The sequence below is a fragment of the Nonomuraea sp. NPDC049646 genome (assembly GCF_044465525.1).
In the GTDB taxonomy this organism is placed as follows: Bacteria; Actinomycetota; Actinomycetes; order Streptosporangiales; family Streptosporangiaceae; genus Nonomuraea.
The window spans coordinates 1-21,149 of record NZ_JBITLU010000038.1; the positions used below are offsets into that span (position 1 = coordinate 1).

The window sequence follows — 21,149 nt, forward strand, 5'->3', positions numbered from 1 at the left end:
CGGCGGATACGACTTCATCGCCACGTGGAACTCCTTGTCTCCGGATCTCCATCATCCGGTACTCAAGGTGTCCACACCTCGGGGGCAGGGCCCTCGCCGTCGTGCCCCCGTCATGACGACGCTTGTGCCAGGACGGTGCGCAGGAGGGGGCCATCAGGACAGTTACCGTTGCCGCGATTCCCGTGACCACGATCGGCGACTGAGGCATGATCACCGAAACACAGAGAACTCACGAACCACTCTTGCGATCACCCAAGAACAGCCCCCTACAGGAAGAGTCACGCATGCGCACCCTTTACGTCGTCACCCATCCGGAGGCGACGCACCACGTCGAGAGGGTCGTCGGCGGCTGGCATGATTCACAGCTGACACCAGGTGGCCTCAGCGCGGCAGCCTCCACTGCCCAGGCGCTGCGGGCCCAGATTCCGGACAACGCCGATGTGGAGCTGTTCTCCTCGGATCTGCAGCGAACCCGGCAAACGGCCGAGCAGGTCGGCGAGCTCTTCGGCGTGACGCCAATCCTGGACCGCAGACTGCGGGAGAAATCCTACGGAGAGGCGGGGGGAAGGCCCCAGGAATGGCTGGACCAGCGATTCGTTCCGCCGCCGGCTGTCGGGGAGCGGTTGGAACACGACGAGGGCGTGGAGGGTGCCGAGACCAGGGCGGTGTTGGCGCAGCGCATCTACGCGGCCATGGACGAGATCTTGCAGCGCCCGTGTGAACACCAGATCATCGTGACGCACGGTGGCTCCCTGACATTCGTCGTGGCATCTTGGATCAAGATGCCGATCAAGGCGGTCGGCTATGCCAGTTTCCGGGTGTCATCCGGCAGCATCACCACCCTGCGCGAAGACGACTACTTCCGCTACCGCACGGTCGTCAACCTCGGTGATACCCGCCATCTCGAGGCCGCCGGAGCTGGCTGACCTCTTCGTGGCCGGCTTCGTGCTTGCCGCACCACTCAAGCGGCGAAGCAACGTACGCGCCATGATGTCCGCTGGCAACCTGAAGCGCTCCAGTTCAGGTTCAGGCAAGCGCCTCTGCTCAGGCCGGCACCCCTGCGTCTGCCTGGTCAGACCCCGCCGGTCTTCCAGTTCGTCGCAGGTCAGCAGGGGCGTGTCTTCAGATAGGACGACAGCCCGTACCACACATCGCCGCCGCTGCCGTCAGGTTCGTCGACGACGACCTCCACGAGGTCGCCCGCGGCCAGCATGTGGCCCAGGGCGGCCGTGACATGCGCGTCGATCACTTCGAGCAGCTCAGGATTCACGCACCTGGCAGGATAGAGGGCCAGCACAAGCTCGGACACGGTTCGCGGGCGGCCGTCGTGAAAAGCAGCCCTGATCAGTGCGACTTCCAGAGGCCCCGCTGAGCTCTCCATGCGCTCACTGTAGCGGTGCAGCGGCCCGCCGGTCGGTGCACCGGCTCTGCCAGGGCTGGCCTCCACGCGTCGTCCAAACCTCTACCTCTGATCGTCGTGCGCATCCGCAGGACGACCGCGGCCGCCGCCAGATATCGTCCAAGGCGTCGCATCGCACCCCTTGGATGGGGAATGAGGCTGGCGGGGTCGCTTGAGCGTGCCCGCCGCAGCCTCTCGCCTGCGGTGTCTCCGGCACCTGGGGCGAACACGACGGCGGCTCGCTGACGCCTGCACACGTCACGCGCCGTGCCGCCTGGCATGCCCGGTGACGGTGGTGTGGTGGGGCTCTGGACGTGCAGGGATGTACGGCATACGGTCGTCCACCATGAGCGACTCATCGCAACCGAATGAGCACTCAGGGTCGATCGTGAAGCGGTTGCTGCAGGAAATCGAGACCTCGTGCGGCGACTGTGGCGGGTGGGGGCGGCGCGAGCCTGTGGCATGGATCCGCTGGAATCAGACGTGGGCGATTCTGGTGGCGCGCGCACGTGAGGAGCGGGAAAAGGCGGGCTTGCCGCCCCGCCCAGTGGGTGACGGGCTTGGAGAACGTTGTCGGGATCCACGGCGCGGGGCCGGCCCCCTCTCCGGAGCAGGTCCCCCGCCGAGGTGGCGGCAGCCGAAGAGGCATTGGCCGACCACGATGCCCAGCGGCCACGTGAGCGCTACGAAAGCGACACCTGCCCGACCTGCGCAGGAGTCGGCTTCTGCCTCACCGAGGATGGCCAGCTTCTGGCCGGCGTCCTGGAGAGGCATGGCTTCCTTCGCATGAGCAAGCGTCCCTCGACCCCGCCACCGCCACCCGTCACAGCCCGAGCCGCCGTCGCGATCTCCGAACGAAGCTTATGGGCAGCGGGAGATGAGCACCGGAACGTCAGGCTGAGCCGCGGGGGCAGCGCCCCTCAGCCGCTCGCGCAGCTGAGAGAGGGACGTCAGGCGTCGGCGCTGCCCCGCTCTCATGATGACCAGAGCGTGCCGCCCCTGCAGGAAGGAAGCATGGAACAGGCGGTGGTCATCAGGGCTGGGCGGGAGACGCGTCGGCGCCGGCCATCCCTTCGAGGGTGGAGTCGGCCTGCTCTACCGGCTGTGATCACCAGGGAGGGTCACGTCCACGGACGTGGTGTATGAATCGATCTTCGCGTGATCCTGTTTCTGCAGGTTAAGCGGTAAGTGTCTGCAGAAGCGGGCTCTGGGCTGGCGTGTCGCCAGCGATCAGCCGAACGCGGGCCTTGGCCAGGATGTCCAGGCCCATATAGCGGCGGGCTCCGACCCACTCGTCGGTCTGCTCGGCCAGCACCACGCCGACCAGACGGACGATCGAGGGCCGGTCGGGGAAGATGCCGACCACATCGGTGCGGCGGCGTGCCCAGTCCAGTAGCCAGTACGTGTCCCCGGCGTCGTGGATGAGCGCGCCGACGCACTCGTGATCGCACAGAACCGGCATCAGGTTCCTCCGCCCAGGTCGAGCGTGGGCCAATCGGGCTCAGGCTGCTTCGGCTGATCACGAAGCCCCGACGCCAGCGACTTGGGTGAGCGCGCTCAGGGCGAGGGCAGGTCCTCAGCAGGTGCCGATCCGCTCGGTGTCGATCATCACTGCATGATCAGAGCGGCGTTGACCTTCACCTCGAAGACATCGCGGTACGAGCTCGACCCACCGCCCACAGGCCACAGGTAGGGCAGCGGCTGGGTCAGGTCGAAGGAGATGGTCGGCGTGGTGGGCTGGACGGTGTCGACCGGATAGATGGTCCAGCGCGGGGTCCCAGGATCCGACGTCCCGGGGGAGGGTTGCGAGCCGGTGGGGGTGGGATGGGGGCCGGGGTTCGTGGGCTGGGACAGCGGCGGGTCGATGTTGACGAAGGTCATCGTCGAACGCGGCCCCACGTTGGGGGTGCTGGTGCCGCCGCCTCCCCCTCCGCCGCCGGTGCCGCCGGTTGACCCGCCGCTCTGGGTGGCCTTGGCGGGCAGGTAGTGACGGTCGCTGGGACCGCCGTCGCACGGCTGTGCCGCCCTGGCCGGTGGAGGCGCCCCGTCGGACGCCTTGAGCCGCAGCCCGAGCTCACCGGCGATCATCAGGGCGTAGTGGCCCGCCAGCGCCTTCTGGCCCTCCTGGTTGGGATGTCCTGTCTGTTGCTTCTGGTTGAGGTCGTCCCCAGCCGCGGCCAGTCTCCAGTTGACGTTGCGGATGTAGGGGGCCTTGGTCCCCAGCTCGTGGCCGGCGAAGGCGTTCTCCAGGTCCAGCACGTCGGCGGCGATCCCGTGGTCGGCCAGGACCTGCTGCGCCTTCTTGACGGAGGCGGTCAGCTGAGGAGCCAGCTTCGCGGCGTGGGTCCAGGCTTCAGGCCACATGTTCGTCAGCCAGCCCATGAGGCCGCCCGGGTGCAGGCCGACCTTGACGGGTTGCGGATAGTTGACCATCATCACCCTGGTCTTGCCGTTGGAGGCGGCGTGCATCGCCCGAACCAGCTGCACCAGCCTGGCCGACAAGGTGGCGGGCTGCGTCAGCGGGCGGACGAACGGGGGGCGCGGCGGCTGCGAGTCGTCCCATTCCTGCTGCGAGGTGCGGGTGGTGTCGAGCAGTGGCCGGATGCGCGCCTCGATGTTACTGATGTCACTGGGCTTGTCGAGCACGGCGTTCAGCATGGGCCCGAACTCGACGTCGTTGCCGCCGAAGCCGGAGATCACCAGGTCGGTGGCCTCGTCCACTCCCTGGTTCTGGGGCGGATTGACGCGGGAGTGATCATATTGGCCCACGAAGAAGTGCTCGCTGGCGGCGCCGGAGGAGGCGTTGAACCGCACGTCGAAGAAGACCTCCGGGTTGGCCCGGCGCAGCAGGTCGATGGCCTGCAGAACCGCCGCGTTCGCCGAACGGTGACGGAAGTCCTCGGTGTAGTCGTCCTCGGTGTGCCCGGCCGCCGGGTAGGTCTCCCCGCCCAGCCCTCCCGGCTCGCGGGGTTCGGGAAGGAAGCCGCGCCTGTTGTAGTAGTCTCCCGCTCCCTCACCTGACATGTACGAATCGCCCATGATGATGATCTTCACGATCCTCTGCCCCGGCCGGGGGACGCCCTGGCGGAACTGGACGGGTTTGTCGTCCCCCCAAAACAGCGGCCCGCCCGGCCCGGTGCCGGCCGGCGGGCAGGTGTCGGTCGGCGCGTACCGCTGAGCCAGGTACCTCAGACCGCCGACGGTGGGGAGGTTCGCCAGCGACTCGGCGTCGTAGTCGTCGAGCAGCGGGACGTCGGTGATGGGAGCGGCGTTCGCGGGCGTGAAGCCGGAGCTCGCGACCAGGGCGATGGCGAGGGCTCCCGCGGTGAGGGCGCGGGGGAGGGGCCGACGTAAGGATCTTCGCGTCATGCCGTCAACTATGAGCAACCCTCACGTGGCCTGCCTCCTGCTGAGGAACGAGCCCGCTTCTCCGCCAACTGGCCGCCCACCCTCCTGCGACAGGCCGCGCCCACATCTCGTGGGAGTACCGGCAAAATGCCTGCAGGAGTTTTCCTGACCAAGCTCCCAGCCGCTTCCAGCTAAAGAGGCCGTGGCACCACGAGTGCCTCGTCCTGGGCGGGGCCTTCCTCCGCCGGAGTCGATCCCGTCGGGCGCCCTCCAGCGAGAAGCTCTGGGGCGAGGATCGCTCTGAGGACGAGGGGGCGCTTCGAGCGGCGGGCTTACGGCTGGGACCGCCATCCGGGCGACCTCGTGGTGACCATGAGATTCTCTCCGCCATACAGCGATTCGTAGCGTACTTCAAGGTCGAGGCGAGTCTCCAGGAGCGTCTTGAAGTCCGGGTTCTCACTGGGCATGTATGAGCTCAGGCCCAACAGCAGCTTCTGAGTACCCGGGGAGAGCGTCGACCCCTCTACGAGAGTGGACGTGGTTGGCTGCTTCTTGAGCCGTTTGATGACCTCGATGGTGCATTCCCGATTCCAAGGCCCCATCAGGACGCCGTCCAACCAGACGCGGGTTTCCACGATGACAGCTGGGCCGAGGCCAGCATTTGTGATCGACAGGCCCGATGGTTCCCCCTCGCGAAGAGTTACTCGGCACTGGAGGACCGGGCGTACGGACAGCCGGTTGTGGCGACGCGTAGCGCGAACCTCGAAGATCGCAACGAAGAGCGCCGCGAGGGCAATGACTGCCGCAGCCAGAGCAATGACTGCTTCTGCGCCCACAGCACTCCTTGGACTGAGAAGTCATCAACATGGCGTCTGATCCGTGTGCGGCCACTTCGTGGATTGACGCCTCCTCCAACAAGTAGCACCCCACTCCAGTCCGGCAAGCTGGCCTGAAAGACAGGACCATGGATCTGAATCGCTGAGCAGGGGGACGGAAAGAAGCGGTCGCGCTGTGCGCCCTTCGGTGAAAGGCGGAGCCACGCCGTTGGCGAACGGCAGCTTTGGCGACTCTCAGTCGTGCAGCAAGTGGGCGCCAGCCCCGAAAAGGGGCGACGTACGAGGGTAGCGCGGTGATTTCCGAGCAGCTCGATGGCGGTACCCAGGACGCTCAGGATGAGGCGGCACGGGGGGCCGGACGGTGCAACACCGGTCCTCAGCACCTCGCAGTTTCGACCCGCTGGGCTGCGCCTGCTCGGGTGCGGACCGGCATCGGCGCGACCTCCATGTCGTGGCGTGGTCTGAGCGGGCGGCACCGTCCGGGTGATCATGTCACGGGCGGCGGGCGTGCCGGGATGGTACAGCCGGATGTCGATGTCCAGGGGAGCGAGTTTCTCGATGATGAGGGGCCGGACGACCGACCATTGCAGTCCGCCGTTGCCGCAGCCCAGCGGAGGCACCGCGACGCTGGTGATGTTCAGCTTCACCAGGAGGCGCGCCAGGTCGTCGAGGCCGTCGCGGATGTCGTCCAGGCGGGAGGACTGGCGCCAGTGCTCACGCGGCACGCCGTCGCGGGCTGCCCATCGTGACGGCCGACCCGGCCCCGCTGCGGGCATTGCGGCCCGAAGCGGAGATCGATCAGATTCCCTCGCCCCTTAAGGACTGGGTCGCCGAGCGCGATCACTGTGACGACTGGCGGCGGCACCTTCGTGGCTCGTTGTGGCACTCAAGCGCTGGTCTGCTGGAGACTCGCGTACACGATCACATTGTCGGCGTAGCTGCGGGCCTGGTGGTCGAAGGCCCCGCCGCAAGTAATGATGCGCAACTCCGCATTCCGGGTCGCGCCGTAAACCTTGGCGGTCGGGAACGAGGTCTTGGCGACCTTCTCGACTCGCTCGACGAGGAACCTCTCGCTGGTGCCGTCCGAATGCGTGATGGTGATCAGGGTCTGCGGTCGAAGCTCTCGCAGGCGGGCGAAGACAGCCGGCCCGGTACGCGTGTCCACGTGTCCGAGCAGGACGGCCGGGCCGACCTGGCCCGGGGAGGGGCCCAAGCCGTACCAACCGACCAGGTTGGTCTCCTCCAACGGAGGCGGCTCGATCACGCGCACCTACCGCTCCCGGGTACGCATGTTCCTGTCCTGGCTGGCCGACCACGCCGCCACCAATTCCGCCGATCCTCTCGCCGACCGGCAGGCGCGGGATTGGGCGGTGCGCGACTACCGGATGTGGCTGCTGCGCGACGGCCCCGCCAAGCGCAGCCGCGTCTACGTCAACTCCACCCTCACCGCGCTGGACGACTTCCACGTCCGCCGGGGCCTGGGCAAGGCCGACATCGCCCGCGAAGACCTGCCCAAAAGCGCACCGCGCGCCCTGGAGGAACGCGCCCGCATCCGCTGGCTGCGCGCCGTGGAGGCGCATCTGTCCCCCGGGGCCGGTGCATCGCGCTGATCCCGTACTACGCCGGCGCCCGCATCAGCGAGGTCGTCCGCCTCGACGTCGACGACATCCAGATGTCGGCCCGCAAAGGCCGGCTACGCCTGTACGGCAAGGGCGACAAGTTCCGCGAAGTCGACATCCACCCCAAACTCCGCACCGAACTGCAACTCTGGCTCGACGAACGCCCCAACTGGCCCCACGCCGGCGACAACCGGGCCCTGTTCCTCAACGCCAAGGGCGGACGGCTGACCACTCGCGCTGCAGGCGGCATCATCGCCGAGATCGCCCAGACAGCCGGGCTGGACGACCCCACCACGGCACACATCCTGCGCCACACACTCGCCACCACGCTGGTCCGCGGCAAGACCGACCTGGTCCTGGTCGCCGAGATCCTTGGCCACGCCCGCCTGGAGACCACCCGCCGATACAGCTTGCCCTCCGACAAGGACAAGGAGGACGCCATCAAATTGATCACGGTTGACCGCTGACCGCCCACTTGCCTGCGGAAACGGGCGTCAAGATCGACTCATGGCCGGTTTTACCCGTATCTCGGCTGGACCCGTGGACCTGCAGGTGTGCAGCGTCAGCCGGCCGGTTCCGGCGAACCCCGCGGCCGTTGCTCCGTTGACCAGCTTCGGGCCGACGTTGAAGCCGAACGCTTCGACCTCGATGTCCCCCGTGCGGGTTCCGGGCGAGTCGTCCGGCGAGGTGTGGCCGGTGTCGAGGTGTAGGGAGCCGGACGGGACCGTCATGCTGCACCACCACGACACCCGCATCCGGCTCGGCGACCCGCAGCTCTCCAGCTCGCGGACGAGCCCTGGCCGCCGCGCTATTGGCCCTGTTCTCCGAACATCCCTGATCGCCCTGGCACGGACGATAGCGACATTCATCGACGAATGTCCATGCGGGCATGGCTGGTTCAGGCCAGGTCCTGGAGCACCCCGTCGCGCACTCGGAGACCGGGAGAAGCCGTGGGAACGTGAAGGCTGCTCGAGGACTTGCTCGATGACTTCGGCTTGTCCGCTCTGCCCGGCCGGAAGTAGCGGGCGGCAGTTTCGATGGAGTCCAGGCCGAGGAGGGCTTGGACTTGGGCAGGGTCGGCTCCACCCTGGCGTAGGCGGGTGAAGCGCAGGCGCGCCCACGAGCTGCTGCGCCTCGAACTCCTCGCCCAGGGCGCGTGGCACACCCCTCCCCGGACGCCCTCACCCTCCTCCGTCAGGGGCGGAGCGCCCTCTTCCGCTCCTGAACCCATTTGAAACGATCTTCAGGACGGCGTGAAGAGCGTTGTGTCGCCAGGGGCCTTCTTCCACTCCGGCGCCTTGGCCGTCACCGTCACAAAGTGGCCGGATGTGGACAAGGTGTATCTGATGACCTGGTGACACTGTCAGCGCATGCTGGGGTGGATCGAGTTGGGGGGTGATGGCTGTCCGCCCAGGTGAGGGCGGCGGCGGGGCTGCCTGCTCGCGCGGCATTGGGTTGCTTGTGTCGCTTGCGAGTACCGACGTGTGACGGTCACGTCGTTGTTGTGCGCGCGTCGCCGATGGGCGGCGCGTATTCACGTCGTTCCGCGTGAGCGTGTTCACGCGTGCGTTCAATCCGGCCGCGTTGCCTTGGTTTTGTGCTGCGCGAATTCCTGCGTTCTTCGGGGGCTCAACAGTGGAGGAGTTCACCCCGTGCACGACGAGAATCTGGTGAAGGTCTATAAAGACCGCGAGTACACCTGCACGACCATGGTCCGCCACGACGGCATGGTCGTCGCCTTCGCGATGTCCGAGCGCGTCGTCTACTACAGCGTGCTGAGCCTGGACCAGGCCGACCGGGCGCGGGGAGCGCTGGACGCCGCCTACTGGAACAGCGACCCGGGCGTGCTGTCCTTCCCCGCCGAGATCGTCGACGTGGGCGCGGAGATACCGGCGGCGGCGGCCATGCCGACGGTCAAGAAGCGCGGCCTTGCGGAGGTGGCGCCGTCCGAGCAGTTGCTGGCCGGGGAGGATCACCCGTTCCTGTCCACGACGGCCCGGCTGACCTCTGCCTTCCCCCTGCAGGTGCTGTCGGACGGCCGGCACATCCTGGTGTTCCGTCAGTCGATCGCCGCCGGTGACGAGGGGTCGGTGTATGAGACGACCGGGGGTGCCTGGTCGGGAGACCCGGCGCGTGAGGACTTCGCCGAGGTCGGCGGGGCCAAGGTCGCCATGACCGACTCCGAGTTGCTGTGCGACCGGTTCGTGCTGGTCGGCGACGAACTCAAGCCGGTCGTGGAGGTGCGCTACCAGCGCAGCCGCAGCCGGGTCGCGCCCGCCTCCGGTGGCGACACGCTGGGCACCCGAGACATGGAGGGGCGGCTGTTCTTCGAGCCGACCATGAAACTGTCGTTCGCGGGCAAGCTCGACGGCGGGATGTTCTCGGTGTCGTTGCTGCCGACCGCGGTGTCGGGGCTCTCCCGCTGGCAGATCTTCACCGCCGACGGCGACGGCGTCGTACACAGCTACAACCTGGAGCAGAGCCCCGAAGGGCTGTTCAACGTCCAAGGCACCCAGCTGTACACCAGCCCGGACGAGAAATATGCCAGTTCGGTGCTGGAGCGTGCGCCCGGGATCGACTCCCACACCGGCAAACCGCTGGTGCCGGTCCGCCCGACGCAGCACCAGGGAGGCACCGCGCTGCGCTTCGACGGGACCAGGAGCACCCCGGCGGGGGCCTACATGGGCAAGGCCGCCACGAAGGCCCCAGCCGGGGCGTACACGATGGAGGCCTGGATCAACCCCACCGCCGCGGGCGGGCTCATCGTGGGCCGAACCGACACGGCCGGCTCCGCCACCCTGGTCCACCTGAGCCTGGACGCCGACGGCAAGCTGGTGTTCGGCCACGGCTCGCAGAGCCTCACCTCCACCGCGGCGGTCCCGATGAAGACCTACTCGCACGTGGCGGCGGTCTTCGACGGATCGGCGATGCGTCTGTACGTCGACGGCGTGTCGGTGGGCACGCAGGCCACCTCCACGGCGGTAGAGGTCAGCGCCCAGCTCGTGGTCGGCAAGCGGACCGCGTCGAACAGCACAGCGATGGACCCGTTCACCGGGCAGATCGACGAGGTGCGGATCTGGAAGGCCGCCCGCGCCGATTTCACCGGCCGGGGGCAGCGGCTGACCGGTATGGAGCCGGACCTGTTCGCCTACTTCCCCTTCGACGAAGGCTCGGGCACCCAGGTACGCGACCGCGGCGTCAACCAGTTCGTCGGCACGCTGGAGGATGGCGTGGTCTGGACGGATTCGGGCGCGCCCCTCTACGACAGCCCAGGGGTGAGCAGGCAATCGTTCTCCATCAGCGGGCGCAAGGTGGTCTCCGGTCTGGCCGCGAGCCTGTACTACCAGCAGCAACCGGTGGTGACGGGGTACACCGGCAAGCCCGCGCCGGAGAAACGGCAGGCGCGGGTGCTGCTGGCCTTCGCCACCTCCGGGCCACCGCCGGAGGGCGAACCGAGCGACCGTTCCTACATCGCGACCCTGGACTTCGCGCTGTCACAGGAGGGACGGCTGGCCACAGCGCCGGGCGTGATCGACCTGACGTGGCTCGGACAACCCGACCCGACCGAGGACGAGGACGAACTCCAAGCGGCGCAGGACGACGTCACCACGATGCGCGGCCAGCTCTACAACGACCAGGCGCTGGCGGCTCAGCTTCCGGCTCACACCGCGCGGTTGCGGCAGATCGACCACGAGGTGTACTCCGGCGGCCTGTTCAGCCTGCACGCGCTCAACAACAACATCAAAGGCCCCGCCCGCGACTGGACCGGTGACCGGGAGAAGGAGCGGAAGCTCCTGGCCGAAAAGGACCTGCTGGCCCCGAAGTGGTATGCCTCGATGGTGGCCCAGGGGCGGCTTGGCTACGACAAGGCGGCCCTGGATTCTGCGCGCAACCATCTGGCCACGCTCAGCGGCGGCCAGCTCGGCGCGGCCGAGGCGGTCCTGGCGATGCCGGCGGTGAGCACCGACCGCTCCGGCCTGACCGTGCTGGGAGCCCTGCTGTCCTTCGCCTGGACCACTCACGCACCCGCGCTGCTTGACTGCTCGACCGGTGAGGTGGCGCTGTACTTTCGCGGCGGCGACGGTCAGTTCTTCGCCGTCTACTACGCCACCACCATCTCTCCCGCCGTCAAGCAGATCGAACTGCCGAGCGGCGCGCTACGCCTGACCGGCCGCGACGTCGCGATGAGCCTGGCCGACTTCGCCGTGACGGTGGAAGCCGGCGAGACCGGCGTGTGCACGGTGAAGATCACCCGGGACAAGACGGTCGAGACGTTCACCTCGGTGCCCGATCGGGCCGACCTGCTGGCGGCCGTGCTGAACGGCACCTCACAGGGATTCGACCTGGGCACCGTCCTGTTGATCAAGGACGAGACCGTGACGCTGGCCGAGCCGCTGACGACCACCCTGGTGGCGGGTTCGGCCATCACCGTGGGCGAGGACAGCCGCACCGTGGCCACCGCCCAGTCCGGTTCCACGCAGATCACCCTGACCACCGGCAAGCTGACCGCCACGGCCGGCGCCAAGGTCCGCACCGGGGCCTACGACTACACACTGGCTTCCTGCAACGTCCCGGGCATGTCGCCGGCCCGCGGCTCACTGCTCGTCAGCGCCCACGCGGGCACCGCCACCGCCGCGGTGCCCGCCGGGACCGCCGAGAACGTCAGCGAGCCACTCGGGCCGCGCTGGCACGGTGACGCCCCGGGGCGGGCGTTCGCCTTCGACACCGCCGCCGGGCACGCTCTGGAACTGTCGGACACGGAGAACATCTCCGCCCTGGCCGCATCGGGGGACCTGACCATCGAGGCGTGGGCCAAGCCGACCTTCATCGGCGAGATGGACTCCATCCTGCTCACCGATGTGGGCGACACCGCATACTCCCTGGGCCTGGTGAGCGCCACGCTGGACTCCGGCAAGGCGGGCTACCTCCTCCAGGCGAGCGTCAACGATCAGACCGTCGTCACCACCCAGAAGTTCGCCGTGGCCGAATGGGCGCATCTGGCGATGGTGTTCGAGCAGGACTGGGCGATCAGCATGGACGACACCGGATATCTGAACGCCGGCGGCGCGGGCGGCCTGGACATCGTGGACGACCTGACCATCGAGGCGTTCCTGCAACTCGACAAGCTCAACATCCTCAGCTTCCCCGTCCGCCATGGACTGGTGTGCAAGGGCACGTTCGACGCCGGGAACCAGACGGCCGTCCCCTACTGCCTGTACGTGGAGACGTCGCAGTCAGTGGCGCTGTTGAAGTTCGCCTTCGAGGCCAGCTCCGGCAGCTCAAAGGTCGAGAAGTACGTCTACACCGCGCAAATACCCCTGGTGAAGGGCCGGTTCTACAAGGTCGCCGTCACCCGCAAAAACCCCACCGGCACCGAAAAGCGGGTGGAGATCTGCTTCTACGTCGACGGAAAGAAGATCGGCGAATCGCAGTGGTACAGCGGCGCCAAGCCGGTCGGCAACGACTCGCCGGTGGAACTGAGCCGGAAGATGCCGGGCACGACGGCGGGCACGCTGTCGGAGCGCCTGCAGGGCACGCTGTCGGAGGTGCGGATCTGGAACGTCGCCAGGGATGCCGACCAGATCGGTACGCCGATCACGGCCAAGGCCTCCGGTCTGGTCGCGTGGTGGACCTTCCCCGAGGCGAAGGGCTCGCGCAGCGAGGATCTGTGCGGCTCCTACCCGGCCACGCTGCACTCGGTCACCCGCGTCCGCACCCCTGACCCCCAAGGCAACCGCTTCATCCTCTACCGCAACGGCGACCCCGTCCCCGGCACCGTGTCGCAGGGGGGTATGGTTTCCGGATCTCCCAACTCGATCGTGGCCCACAATTACACCGGCGACCTGGACGAGATCCGGGTGTGGCGTACCGCGCGTACCCAGGAGCAGATCCTGGACAACATGTTCGGCCGCGTCCGCGGCGACCGCCAGGAGCTGCTGGCCTACTACCCCTTCGACGCCGACGACACCCTGGCCGGGGCGCAGGTGAAGGATGCGAGCCTGGGCGGTCATCACCTGACCCAGTCGACACCGGCCCCCGACATCGTGCTGTCCACCGCGCCGATCTCCGCCGACGCCGCCCAGATCCGTTCCGCTCTGACCGGGATCCGCACCTCCTTCCACACCACCATCGCCCACACCCCGGCCGCCACCGAGTACGGCGACATCCAGCGGATCGCCGACGACGCGGTGATCGGAGTGCTGAAGCGGGCCTACACCTACCTGCGCTCCGACAAATCCTGGATGCTGAGCACCGGCTACAAGGTCGGCGAGCTGACCACCACGTGGGTGGGACAGGCCCAGTTCGACCCCCAGCTCATCGGCTACATCGAAGGCGCCCCGCCGATCCCGTCGGAGAACCTCATCGCCGGGACCGCCGACGACTACGCGGGCGCATCCTCGATCGCCTTCGTCCAGGCCGATGAGGTCGTCAACGCCCTGTCCTCCGACAAGCACCACAGCGTCGACTCCTCCCTGAAGGTCAAGTGGGACCAGGAGATCAACGACCAGGTCTGGGCCGTCACCGCCCCCTTGGGCGCCGGCACGGCCAAGCCCATCGCCGAAGTGACGGCTGCCTTCGGAGCCAGCCTCGAACTCAAGTACTCCAACACCTGGAGCAACGAGACCAGGGTGAGCCAGGGCACCAACACCACCCGCGCCAGCACGGTGAAACTCAGCGGCGGCTGGGAGGACCCCGACAGCACCAAGCAGGTCAACCCCGTCGCCGGGCGGCGCTGGGTGCCGGCCAACGTCGGGTTCGCCGTCGTGCAGTCCGAGACCGCCGACCTGTACGCGCTGCGCCTGCTGCACAGCGGCGCCCTGGTCGCCTACCGGATGCTGCCCAGCCCCGACATCCCCCGCGACTGGAACCTGATCCCCTTCCCGATCAACCCCCGCTACACCAAGCAGGGCACCCTGGACGGCGTCATCGGCTTCGGCGAGCACGAGACGAACAACGGCCTGCAGCCCTTCGCCGACCCGGACTTCCCCAACGCCGCCGACGGCGTACCCGGCGAATACAGCTACTTCCGGCCGGTGGAGGCGTATCGGATCAAGAAGCGTATCCAGCGCGAGCAGCAGCAGCTACAGGGCTTCTACGAATCGGTCTCCACCGAGACCCACGCCTACGATCCCACCCACGGCCAGGCGGCCAAGGTGCTGAACGGGATGATGGGCGGCACCGGCGCCGAGGTCACCCAGGGCGGCAACCCCGAGAAGGGACGGGCGGCCATCCGATCGGCCGCACGCCGCAACATCGTCAACACCTACGTGTGGACCGCCGCCGGCGGATTCTTCGCCGAGACCACCGGCACCACCGACCAGGTCACCGAGACCACCACCGGCTCCTACACCTTCAACGGCACCATCGGCGGCACCTTCGGCCTCGGCTTCGAAGTAGGCGGCTTCGGCTGCAAGTTCGGCGTCGAAGCCTCCATGGGCACCGGCTACAGCATCACCCGCAGCAAATCCAAAGAAGCCACCCGCACCTTCAGCCTGGACGTCAGCTGCGCGCCCGGCGCCCGATTGCAGAAGTTCGACGGCGACACCCCCCTGTTCGACGCCGACGGCAAGCCGACCCTGGTGCCCGGCCGCGTCGACGCCTACCGCTTCATGAGCCTCTACCTCGACACCAGCACCGACAACTTCGAAGACTTCTACGGCAAGGTCATCGACCCCGAGTGGCTGGAGCGCGGTAAGGACCCCAACGCGCTGGCGCTCAAGCGGGCCCGCCAGTCCGACCGCAAACCGCCCTGCTGGCGCATCCTGCACCGCGTCACCTTCGTCAGCCGTGTCCAGGACACCGCCGCCACCACCACCCCGTCCCTGTCCCAGGCCATGGGCAGCCTCGGCATCGCCAGCGACTACGAGCTCATCCACCGCCTGAAACCCCACCTGACCGGAGCCACCGCAAGCTACAACGCCCTGAGCACAGCGGTCAGGACCGCCCTCGCCACGCACTTCACCCGCCTTGTCCCCTACACCGACACCGTCGTGGACCGCCTGGCGGCCTACTACGAACTCGTCCCAGAAGCCCCCGCCGTCACACCGGCTCCGGCTCCCGCTACGACTCCGGAGCCGGAGCAGACGAACACGCTGACCACCACCGCAGCGTCCGTCGCCAAGGGGACGAACTTCACCCTGAAGTACTCCACCGCCCCCGCCACCGTCAGCGACAAGAACTGGATCGGCCTCTACCACGTCGGCGACAAGCCCGGCGTGAAAGAGTCCCTCACCTACAAGTACGCCCCCGGCGCCAGCGGCAGCATCACCCTGCCCACCAGCAGCCTGTCCGCGGGAACCTACGCGGCCTGGTACCTCCACAACAACGGCTACACCACCCTGGCAGGAGCCCTCACCCTCACCGTGACATGACCCACCAGGCCACCGACCAACCACCGTCGTCCCACCCGGCCCGGGACGACGGTGGTGTGGCCTCCCCGTCGAGGCTGCCGGGTCTGGTGGTGGCGGGTCATACCCGCCGCACTGCTGATCAGGACCGCCACCTGGGGCACCGTGCGATGGCTTCCGCAAGACCTGCCCCATATGCCGATCCCGCAGCAGGTCTCCACCCGGTGGTGCGGACCCGTAGTGGGACGTTGCGGCGGATTGACGGCGAGAAGATCTGCGCTCATCGGGGCAAGGAGACGCCAGTCGGCCTCCCAGAGGGTGAGTCGCTTGCGAGCCTCGTGACCGAGGAACGGGATGACGTTGCGGGCGGTGTCGGCAAGCGCGGCCCCGTCATGGTCCTGAGCGATCACGTGCCGGGCTCCAGCGGTCAAGGCGGCCAGAGTGATCAGGCCAGCTCCGCACCCCGCGTCCAATACGACCTGGTCTCGGGTGTCGTCCAAGGTGGAGGCGAGAAAGGCGGAGAAAGTCGACGGCCGGTGCACACCCGGGCTGGCTTCCAGCTTGCGCCCCACGCTGCCCCATGCCGAGCAGTTCGCCGAGGTCCTCAACCGGACGCTCGCCGGACGGCCGGCCTCGACGGGGCCTGGTGGATCGTCAGGAGGCGGGGGCGGCCGACGAGGAGACGGTGAGGGGCGCGGCGGCGATGACGGCGTCGAGTAGGTCACGCGAGGCTTGCAACTCATCGATGGCGCGGGTGATGCGTTCACGCTGGTGTTGCAGCTCGTCGATGATCTCCGGGCAGACGGGCACCAGGTTCCCGGCCTTGACCCGTATGCAGGGCAGCACCTGCCCGATGGTCTCGGTGTTGAGCCCGGCCGACAGCAGACGGCGAATGCGCAGGACGGTGTCGACATCCGATTCCTGATAGTAGCGGTAACCGCTGGCCGCTCGTTCCGGCCACAGGAGGCCCTGCTTCTCGTAGTAACGCAGCAGCCGCTCATGAACCCCGGTACGACACGACAGCTCCCCGATACGCACGACGCCTCCATTTGACTCTGACATGGATGTCAGAGTCTAACCTCCCCGCATGAGGCGAACGTTTCCGGTGCTTGCCGCTCTGTGCGTGAGCGTCTTCGTCGTCGGCACCGCTGAGTTCCTGGCCGCCGGCCTGCTGCCGCAGATCGGGTCCGATCTGGGGGTCTCGGTCGCCGTGGCCGGGCAGGTGGTGACCGCCTACGCGCTCGGCACCGTGGTCGCCGGGCCGCTGGTGGCGATCGCCACCATGCGACTGCCGCGCAAAGGGCTCATGCTCGCCCTGATGGCGGTCTTCGTCGTGGGCAGCGTGGTGAGCGCCTTGGCGCCGAACTACCCGGTGTTGCTGGCCGGGCGGGTCGTCTCGTCGATCGGCCATGCCACGTTCTTCGCGTTGACGCTGATCGCGGCCACCAGCGTGGCCGGTCCCGGGCGGGCCGGCTCCGCGATCGCCGCCGTGACCTCCGGACTGACCGTGGCCAACCTGCTCGGGGTACCGCTCGGTTCGGCGCTCGGCCAAAACCTGGGCTGGCGCTTCCCCTTCGCCGTGCTGGCCGCGCTGGCACTGGCATGCCTGGCACTGCTCGCGTTCACGCTGCCGCGCGTCCCGGCGCAGCTCACGAGCGTCGCCGCAGAGCTCTCGGTGCTGGCCCGGCGGCCGGTGCTGGTGGCCATCGCCACCACGGCCGTCGGCTTCGCCGGGGTCGGCGCGGTGTTCACGTACATGGCGCCGATGCTGGTCCAGGTGAGCGGGTTCACCCCGTCCGTGGTCTCCTGGCTGCTGCTGGCCTACGGAGTGGGAAGCCTGCTGGGCAACCTCGTCGCCGGACGGCTCGCCGACCGGTCCGTGGGGGCGACGCTGCGCGGCATCTTCGCCTCCCTGACCGCGCTGCTCGCCGTGCTGCCGCTGGCCGTCGTGCACAAACCCATGGCGGCCGCCGCGGTGCTCGAGCTCGGGCTGCTGGCCACCGCCACCGTCGCTCCGTTGCAGACCCTGATCGTGCAACGCGCGGGCGCTGCCCCGACCCTGGCGGTCACGATCAACGTGGCCGCGTTCATGCTCGCCCACGCGGTGGGCTCGATGATCGGCGCCGGCGTCGTGACCGCCGCCGGACTGCGCTGGACGGGCCTGGCCGGAGCCGTGCTCAGCGCTGCCGGGTTGCTGCTGTCCTACCTGGCCGTGCCCAGGCGCGCCTCCGCCACGAGGCCACCGGAGCGCCCGGCCGCATCCACAACAGTGAGGAAGACCCATGACCTTGGCCGCTGACCACTACGACCGGCTGCTCGCCCGGCACTACACCTGGATGCTCGGCGGCGACCTGGCCGCCCTGGCCGCCGAGCAAGCCGACCTGCTGCGCAGCCTCGGCGTCGCTCCGACAGCCTCCGGCGCCACCGCCGTCGACCTCGGCTGCGGTCCGGGCAACCAGAGCCTGGCCCTGGCCCGGCTGGGCTTCTCTCCCGTGCTGGCCGTCGACACGAGCAAGGCATTGCTCGACGAGCTGGCCGCCGCAGCAGATGGAGACCCCGCGATCCGCCCCGTCCAGGCCGACATCCGCACCGCGCTTCCTCTGATCACCCGGCCCGGCGACGTGGACGTCATCGTCTGCATGGGCGACACGCTGACCCATCTGACAAGCAAGGACGACGTGATCGCCCTGCTCGGCGACATCGCCGTAGCCCTCGCCGAGGGAGGCAGGCTGGTGATCACCTACCGCGACCTCACCCTGCCCCTGACCGGCACCGACCGGTTCATCCTCGTCCGCGGCACCGCCGATCGACTGCTCACCTGCTTCCTGGACTATGGCGGCGACACCGTCCTCGTCCACGACGTGCTGTACACCCGTACCGGGGACACCTGGAACCAGCAGGCCAGCAGCTACCCCAAGCTCCGCCTCGGCGCCGACTGGCTCGCCGCCCAATGCGCGGCGGCCGGACTTGCGGTGCGGCGCGACGAGACCGGTCCGCGCGGCATGCGTCTGCTGATCGCGGTGAAGGCCGGAGCGGAGAGGTGACCGTCCACTTCGCCGGCCCGCTCGACCGGGCCAGAGCCGGCGATCTGCTCGTCCCCGCCGTGCTCGGCGGAGTCCTCACCGAGCAGATCGTGCCCGAGCTGCGCTGTGCCGCCATCGCCGGACCCGCCAACAACCAGCTCGCCACCCCGGACGTCGCCGACCTCCTGCACCGACGCGGCATCGTGTGGGTGCCGGACTACGTCGTCAACGCGGGCGCCGTCGTCAACGCGATCAGCATGGAAGTGCACCACGGCACCGCCCTGGAGGCGCGCAAGCGCGTCGAGTCCATCGAGAACACCGTCGCCGACCCCCTCCACGCGGCGGACTGTCAGCAGGTGACACCCGCCCAGGCGGCATCGCGGCTGGGCCCGGCGCCGCCTCGACACCATTCCCTCGGCCTCCGCTTCTCTGTGACGAGAAAGGAGGATCGACCACGCCCATGGCCACGAAACTCGTGACGACCTCAAGCCCCCGCCGGCGGTGAACGCGGCCGCGGTGATCGGGCTCAGCCTGGGCGCCCGCCTGAGCGACCCGCTGGGCGGCGACGGTGTGGACGCCGGCTGAGGATGGCAGGCGGGCCTGAACCTACACCCGGTCGCCGTCCTGATCGCTCCCGCCGACGAACTACGAGAGCTGCACCACCGCGCCCTGGCCCAGGATGACCTGATCACCGTGGGCTTCAACGAGGTGGCCCAGCGCGCCCGAGACTACGACGACCACCTCGCCGCGTTGAAGACCACCCCGTCGCAACACGTCAGCCTCGTAGCCGTCGCCGTGTTCGGGCGGCGTAATCGCGTGACTGCCCTGACCAAACGGCTTCCCCTGCTCGCGTGACTCAGAAAGGCTGAAGAACATGATTAACACGAGCCGCCGGAGAAGAAGTGAGATCCTCGGTGGCGAGGACGACAGCCGGTTCACCTTCCCCGCCTTCGGAGACGAGCGAACGATGCTCGTCGACGTCCTCGCCGCTCAGCGAGCGACGCTGAAGTTGAAGTGCGCGGGCCTGGACACCGTGCTGGCCCTGCGGTCCGTGGAGCCCTCCACGCTGTCGCTGCTCGGGCTGGTCCGGCACCTCGCCGACGTCGAGCGCCGCTGGTTCAGGGCAGTGCTGGCCGGTCAGGACGCGCCGCCCCGCTTCTCCTCCGCCGAGGACCCCGACGGCGACTTCGACGGCGCCGTGCCGGACCCCGAGGTTATCGACGGAGCATGGCGGGCCTGGCGGGAGGAGGTGGCCTTCGCCGACGCCTACGTCGCCGAAGCGCCCCACCTCAACGTCGAGGGCCACGACGCCTGGCGTGGGCGGCTCTCGCTGCGCTGGGTGCTCATCCACATGATCGAGGAGTACGCTCGCCACAACGGCCACGCCGACCTGCTGCGCGAACGCATCGACGGGGCGAGGGGCGTATGAGCGAGAAGCACACGAGCGAGGGAGCGCATAAGCCAGGCAGGGCCGGGCCTTCGCCTGGGCGGCATGGTCATCGACGCCGTCGACCTCGATCGGCTCGCCCAGTTCTGTAGCCTGTTGCTCGATGTGCAGGTCACCCGCCGTAGGAGTGTACTTCCGAGATGGCGTCAATCTCGGAAGTACCCTTCTGATCACCGCGATCCTCGCTCTCCCGGCTCTGGCCTTGGTGCTGATCCCGTTCCATGACGAGACCGGTGCGACCGACACGCGCAACGGAGTGGCCGGGCTGCGCACCCGGGAGACGCTCGCCTCGCGTGAGGCGTGGGAGGCGGCGCATGCCTGGATCAGGAAGCCCAAGCGACGGCTGGCGCTGACCATGGCGGGGGGCTCGTGGCAGCGGCGGCCGAGGTGGCACTGGAGCCGCCGGAGCCTGCCGGAGTGGCGATCGTGTTGGCGCAGGCTTTCCTGCTGGTGGGCGGTCTGCTGGGGATCGGCCGACGCGCACACCTCGTGGCCGCTCGGGTGAACCGACTCCGTGGAACGCCGTTCATGCTGCGCGTACCCCATCTCAACACGACAGAACTACTGGGTACGGCCGATGCGCGCGGGCGATCCAGGAATGGGCCCCGCACTGCGATCAACTCCGCGGGACGCCCGCGGGTCCACAGGAAATCCTCCCCCTGGCACTGCTGCTGAACGACCTCGGTGTGGCCATCGTCGGCGTCGTCCAGTTGGTCGCGCTCGGTGTGGTGGCGCCACGCCGGCAGGATACGACCACACCGAGCAGCCGATCAGCTGGACCCATCATGGGCGCGACTCTGCTGCTGAGCTCAGCGATCAGCGCGGTGATCGTAGCCCCCGGACTGTGAGGTGGCCGCGGCACGCCGTTCCACCGGGCGTCCGCCCCACCTCGTCCAACGTCAGAGGGCCTGCGCGCGCTGCGCCATCCCGACGACGTCGTCCTGCTCATCGCCGACCTGAAACCGGGCGCAGTACCCTCCTTCACGCCTTCGGCGCGAACACATAGCTGGAGGCGTTGGTCACCCAGGTCGATCGAACGGCACGGAGTGACCGCCGTCTCCCGAAGCATCACCGCGAACGCCGAGACCTTCCCGGGCCGCAAGCCCGAGGGCGCCCAGTACCCGTGGAC

16 protein-coding genes and 2 pseudogenes are annotated in these 21,149 nt (G+C 68.4%); 9 read left to right on the forward strand and 9 right to left on the reverse strand.

Going from position 1 to position 21,149, the window contains the following annotated elements; genetic code table 11:
• Positions 1-284: 284 nt before the first annotated feature.
• Positions 285-926: a histidine phosphatase family protein gene (locus ACIBQ8_RS50740; RefSeq protein WP_397195856.1), complete on the forward strand. Its 642-nt coding sequence runs from the start codon at positions 285-287 to the stop codon at positions 924-926.
• Positions 927-1,105: 179 nt separating this feature from the next.
• Here ACIBQ8_RS50740 and ACIBQ8_RS50745 read toward each other — a convergent pair whose 3' ends face one another.
• The 6 genes and pseudogenes from ACIBQ8_RS50745 to ACIBQ8_RS50770 form a co-directional block, all read right to left on the reverse strand.
• Positions 1,106-1,381 (reverse strand): hypothetical protein, encoded by a 276-nt coding sequence (locus ACIBQ8_RS50745; RefSeq protein WP_397195858.1) that lies wholly within the window; start codon positions 1,379-1,381, stop codon positions 1,106-1,108.
• A 1,195-nt stretch (positions 1,382-2,576) separates the two neighbouring features.
• Positions 2,577-2,780: pseudogene (locus tag ACIBQ8_RS50750) on the reverse strand (transposase); the annotation flags it as partial.
• 227 nt (positions 2,781-3,007) lie between these two features.
• Entirely contained in the window at positions 3,008-4,768 is a 1,761-nt protein-coding gene (locus ACIBQ8_RS50755; RefSeq protein WP_397195859.1) for a hypothetical protein, read from the reverse strand.
• A gap of 311 nt (positions 4,769-5,079) precedes the next feature.
• Positions 5,080-5,583, reverse strand: a complete 504-nt coding sequence (locus ACIBQ8_RS50760; RefSeq protein WP_397195873.1) for a hypothetical protein — start codon at positions 5,581-5,583, stop codon at positions 5,080-5,082.
• 578 nt (positions 5,584-6,161) lie between these two features.
• Positions 6,162-6,359, reverse strand: a pseudogene (locus ACIBQ8_RS50765) (macro domain-containing protein); the annotation flags it as partial.
• A 110-nt stretch (positions 6,360-6,469) separates the two neighbouring features.
• Entirely contained in the window at positions 6,470-6,853 is a 384-nt protein-coding gene (locus ACIBQ8_RS50770; RefSeq protein WP_397195860.1) for a class F sortase, read from the reverse strand.
• Positions 6,854-6,872: 19 nt separating this feature from the next.
• Between ACIBQ8_RS50770 and ACIBQ8_RS50775 the strand changes: the two genes are divergently transcribed.
• Both ACIBQ8_RS50775 and ACIBQ8_RS50780 read left to right on the forward strand, forming a co-directional pair.
• Positions 6,873-7,193 carry a hypothetical protein gene (locus tag ACIBQ8_RS50775; RefSeq protein ID WP_397195874.1) on the forward strand — a complete coding sequence of 107 codons (321 nt, stop codon included), beginning with the start codon at positions 6,873-6,875 and terminating at the stop codon, positions 7,191-7,193.
• A gap of 23 nt (positions 7,194-7,216) precedes the next feature.
• On the forward strand, positions 7,217-7,669 hold the full coding sequence (locus ACIBQ8_RS50780) for a tyrosine-type recombinase/integrase (RefSeq protein WP_397195871.1): 453 nt from the start codon (positions 7,217-7,219) through the stop codon (positions 7,667-7,669).
• Between the two features lie 27 nt (positions 7,670-7,696).
• On the opposite strand, the gene ACIBQ8_RS50785 is transcribed toward ACIBQ8_RS50780, so the two are convergent.
• The gene (locus tag ACIBQ8_RS50785; protein WP_397195861.1) at positions 7,697-7,933 is read right to left on the reverse strand and encodes a hypothetical protein; all 237 of its coding nucleotides are present in this window, start codon (positions 7,931-7,933) and stop codon (positions 7,697-7,699) included.
• Positions 7,934-8,854: 921 nt separating this feature from the next.
• Between ACIBQ8_RS50785 and ACIBQ8_RS50790 the strand changes: the two genes are divergently transcribed.
• The gene (locus tag ACIBQ8_RS50790) at positions 8,855-15,574 is read left to right on the forward strand and encodes a LamG-like jellyroll fold domain-containing protein (protein ID WP_397195862.1); all 6,720 of its coding nucleotides are present in this window, start codon (positions 8,855-8,857) and stop codon (positions 15,572-15,574) included.
• Here the strand turns inward: ACIBQ8_RS50790 and ACIBQ8_RS50795 are convergent.
• Both ACIBQ8_RS50795 and ACIBQ8_RS50800 read right to left on the reverse strand, forming a co-directional pair.
• The gene (locus tag ACIBQ8_RS50795; protein WP_397178966.1) at positions 15,532-16,293 is read right to left on the reverse strand and encodes a methyltransferase; all 762 of its coding nucleotides are present in this window, start codon (positions 16,291-16,293) and stop codon (positions 15,532-15,534) included. The genes ACIBQ8_RS50790 and ACIBQ8_RS50795 overlap by 43 nt on opposite strands.
• Entirely contained in the window at positions 16,205-16,588 is a 384-nt protein-coding gene (locus ACIBQ8_RS50800) for a MerR family transcriptional regulator (RefSeq protein WP_358299925.1), read from the reverse strand. Before ACIBQ8_RS50800 ends, ACIBQ8_RS50795 begins: the two co-directional genes overlap by 89 nt.
• Before the next feature lie 49 nt (positions 16,589-16,637).
• Between ACIBQ8_RS50800 and ACIBQ8_RS50805 the strand changes: the two genes are divergently transcribed.
• From ACIBQ8_RS50805 to ACIBQ8_RS50825, 5 genes are all read left to right on the forward strand, one after another.
• Complete coding sequence (locus tag ACIBQ8_RS50805) at positions 16,638-17,849, forward strand: MFS transporter (protein ID WP_397195863.1); 1,212 nt, start codon at positions 16,638-16,640, stop codon at positions 17,847-17,849.
• A complete protein-coding gene (locus ACIBQ8_RS50810; protein ID WP_358299919.1) occupies positions 17,833-18,594 on the forward strand; it encodes a class I SAM-dependent methyltransferase in 762 nt (253 codons plus the stop codon). Before ACIBQ8_RS50805 ends, ACIBQ8_RS50810 begins: the two co-directional genes overlap by 17 nt.
• Positions 18,591-19,052, forward strand: a complete 462-nt coding sequence (locus tag ACIBQ8_RS50815; protein ID WP_397195864.1) for a hypothetical protein — start codon at positions 18,591-18,593, stop codon at positions 19,050-19,052. The genes ACIBQ8_RS50810 and ACIBQ8_RS50815 overlap by 4 nt, the downstream gene beginning before the upstream one ends.
• 175 nt (positions 19,053-19,227) lie before the next feature.
• Positions 19,228-19,428: a DUF2000 family protein gene (locus tag ACIBQ8_RS50820; RefSeq protein WP_397195872.1), complete on the forward strand. Its 201-nt coding sequence runs from the start codon at positions 19,228-19,230 to the stop codon at positions 19,426-19,428.
• Between the two features lie 19 nt (positions 19,429-19,447).
• On the forward strand, positions 19,448-20,002 hold the full coding sequence (locus ACIBQ8_RS50825; RefSeq protein ID WP_397195865.1) for a DinB family protein: 555 nt from the start codon (positions 19,448-19,450) through the stop codon (positions 20,000-20,002).
• Positions 20,003-21,149 lie beyond the last annotated feature (1,147 nt).

Bases quoted from the DNA above. Each gene is read 5' to 3' on its own strand.
- ACIBQ8_RS50740 (WP_397195856.1), top strand. From the start codon at position 285: ATGCGCACCCTTTACGTCGTCACCCATCCGGAGGCGACGCACCACGTC.
- ACIBQ8_RS50755 (WP_397195859.1), bottom strand. From the start codon at position 4,768: ATGACGCGAAGATCCTTACGTCGGCCCCTCCCCCGCGCCCTCACCGCG.
- ACIBQ8_RS50785 (WP_397195861.1), bottom strand. From the start codon at position 7,933: ATGACGGTCCCGTCCGGCTCCCTACACCTCGACACCGGCCACACCTCG.
- ACIBQ8_RS50810 (WP_358299919.1), top strand. From the start codon at position 17,833: ATGACCTTGGCCGCTGACCACTACGACCGGCTGCTCGCCCGGCACTAC.
- ACIBQ8_RS50805 (WP_397195863.1), top strand. From the start codon at position 16,638: ATGAGGCGAACGTTTCCGGTGCTTGCCGCTCTGTGCGTGAGCGTCTTC.
- ACIBQ8_RS50825 (WP_397195865.1), top strand. From the start codon at position 19,448: ATGATTAACACGAGCCGCCGGAGAAGAAGTGAGATCCTCGGTGGCGAG.
- ACIBQ8_RS50795 (WP_397178966.1), bottom strand. From the start codon at position 16,293: ATGAGTTGCAAGCCTCGCGTGACCTACTCGACGCCGTCATCGCCGCCG.
- ACIBQ8_RS50775 (WP_397195874.1), top strand. From the start codon at position 6,873: ATGTTCCTGTCCTGGCTGGCCGACCACGCCGCCACCAATTCCGCCGAT.
- ACIBQ8_RS50745 (WP_397195858.1), bottom strand. From the start codon at position 1,381: ATGGAGAGCTCAGCGGGGCCTCTGGAAGTCGCACTGATCAGGGCTGCT.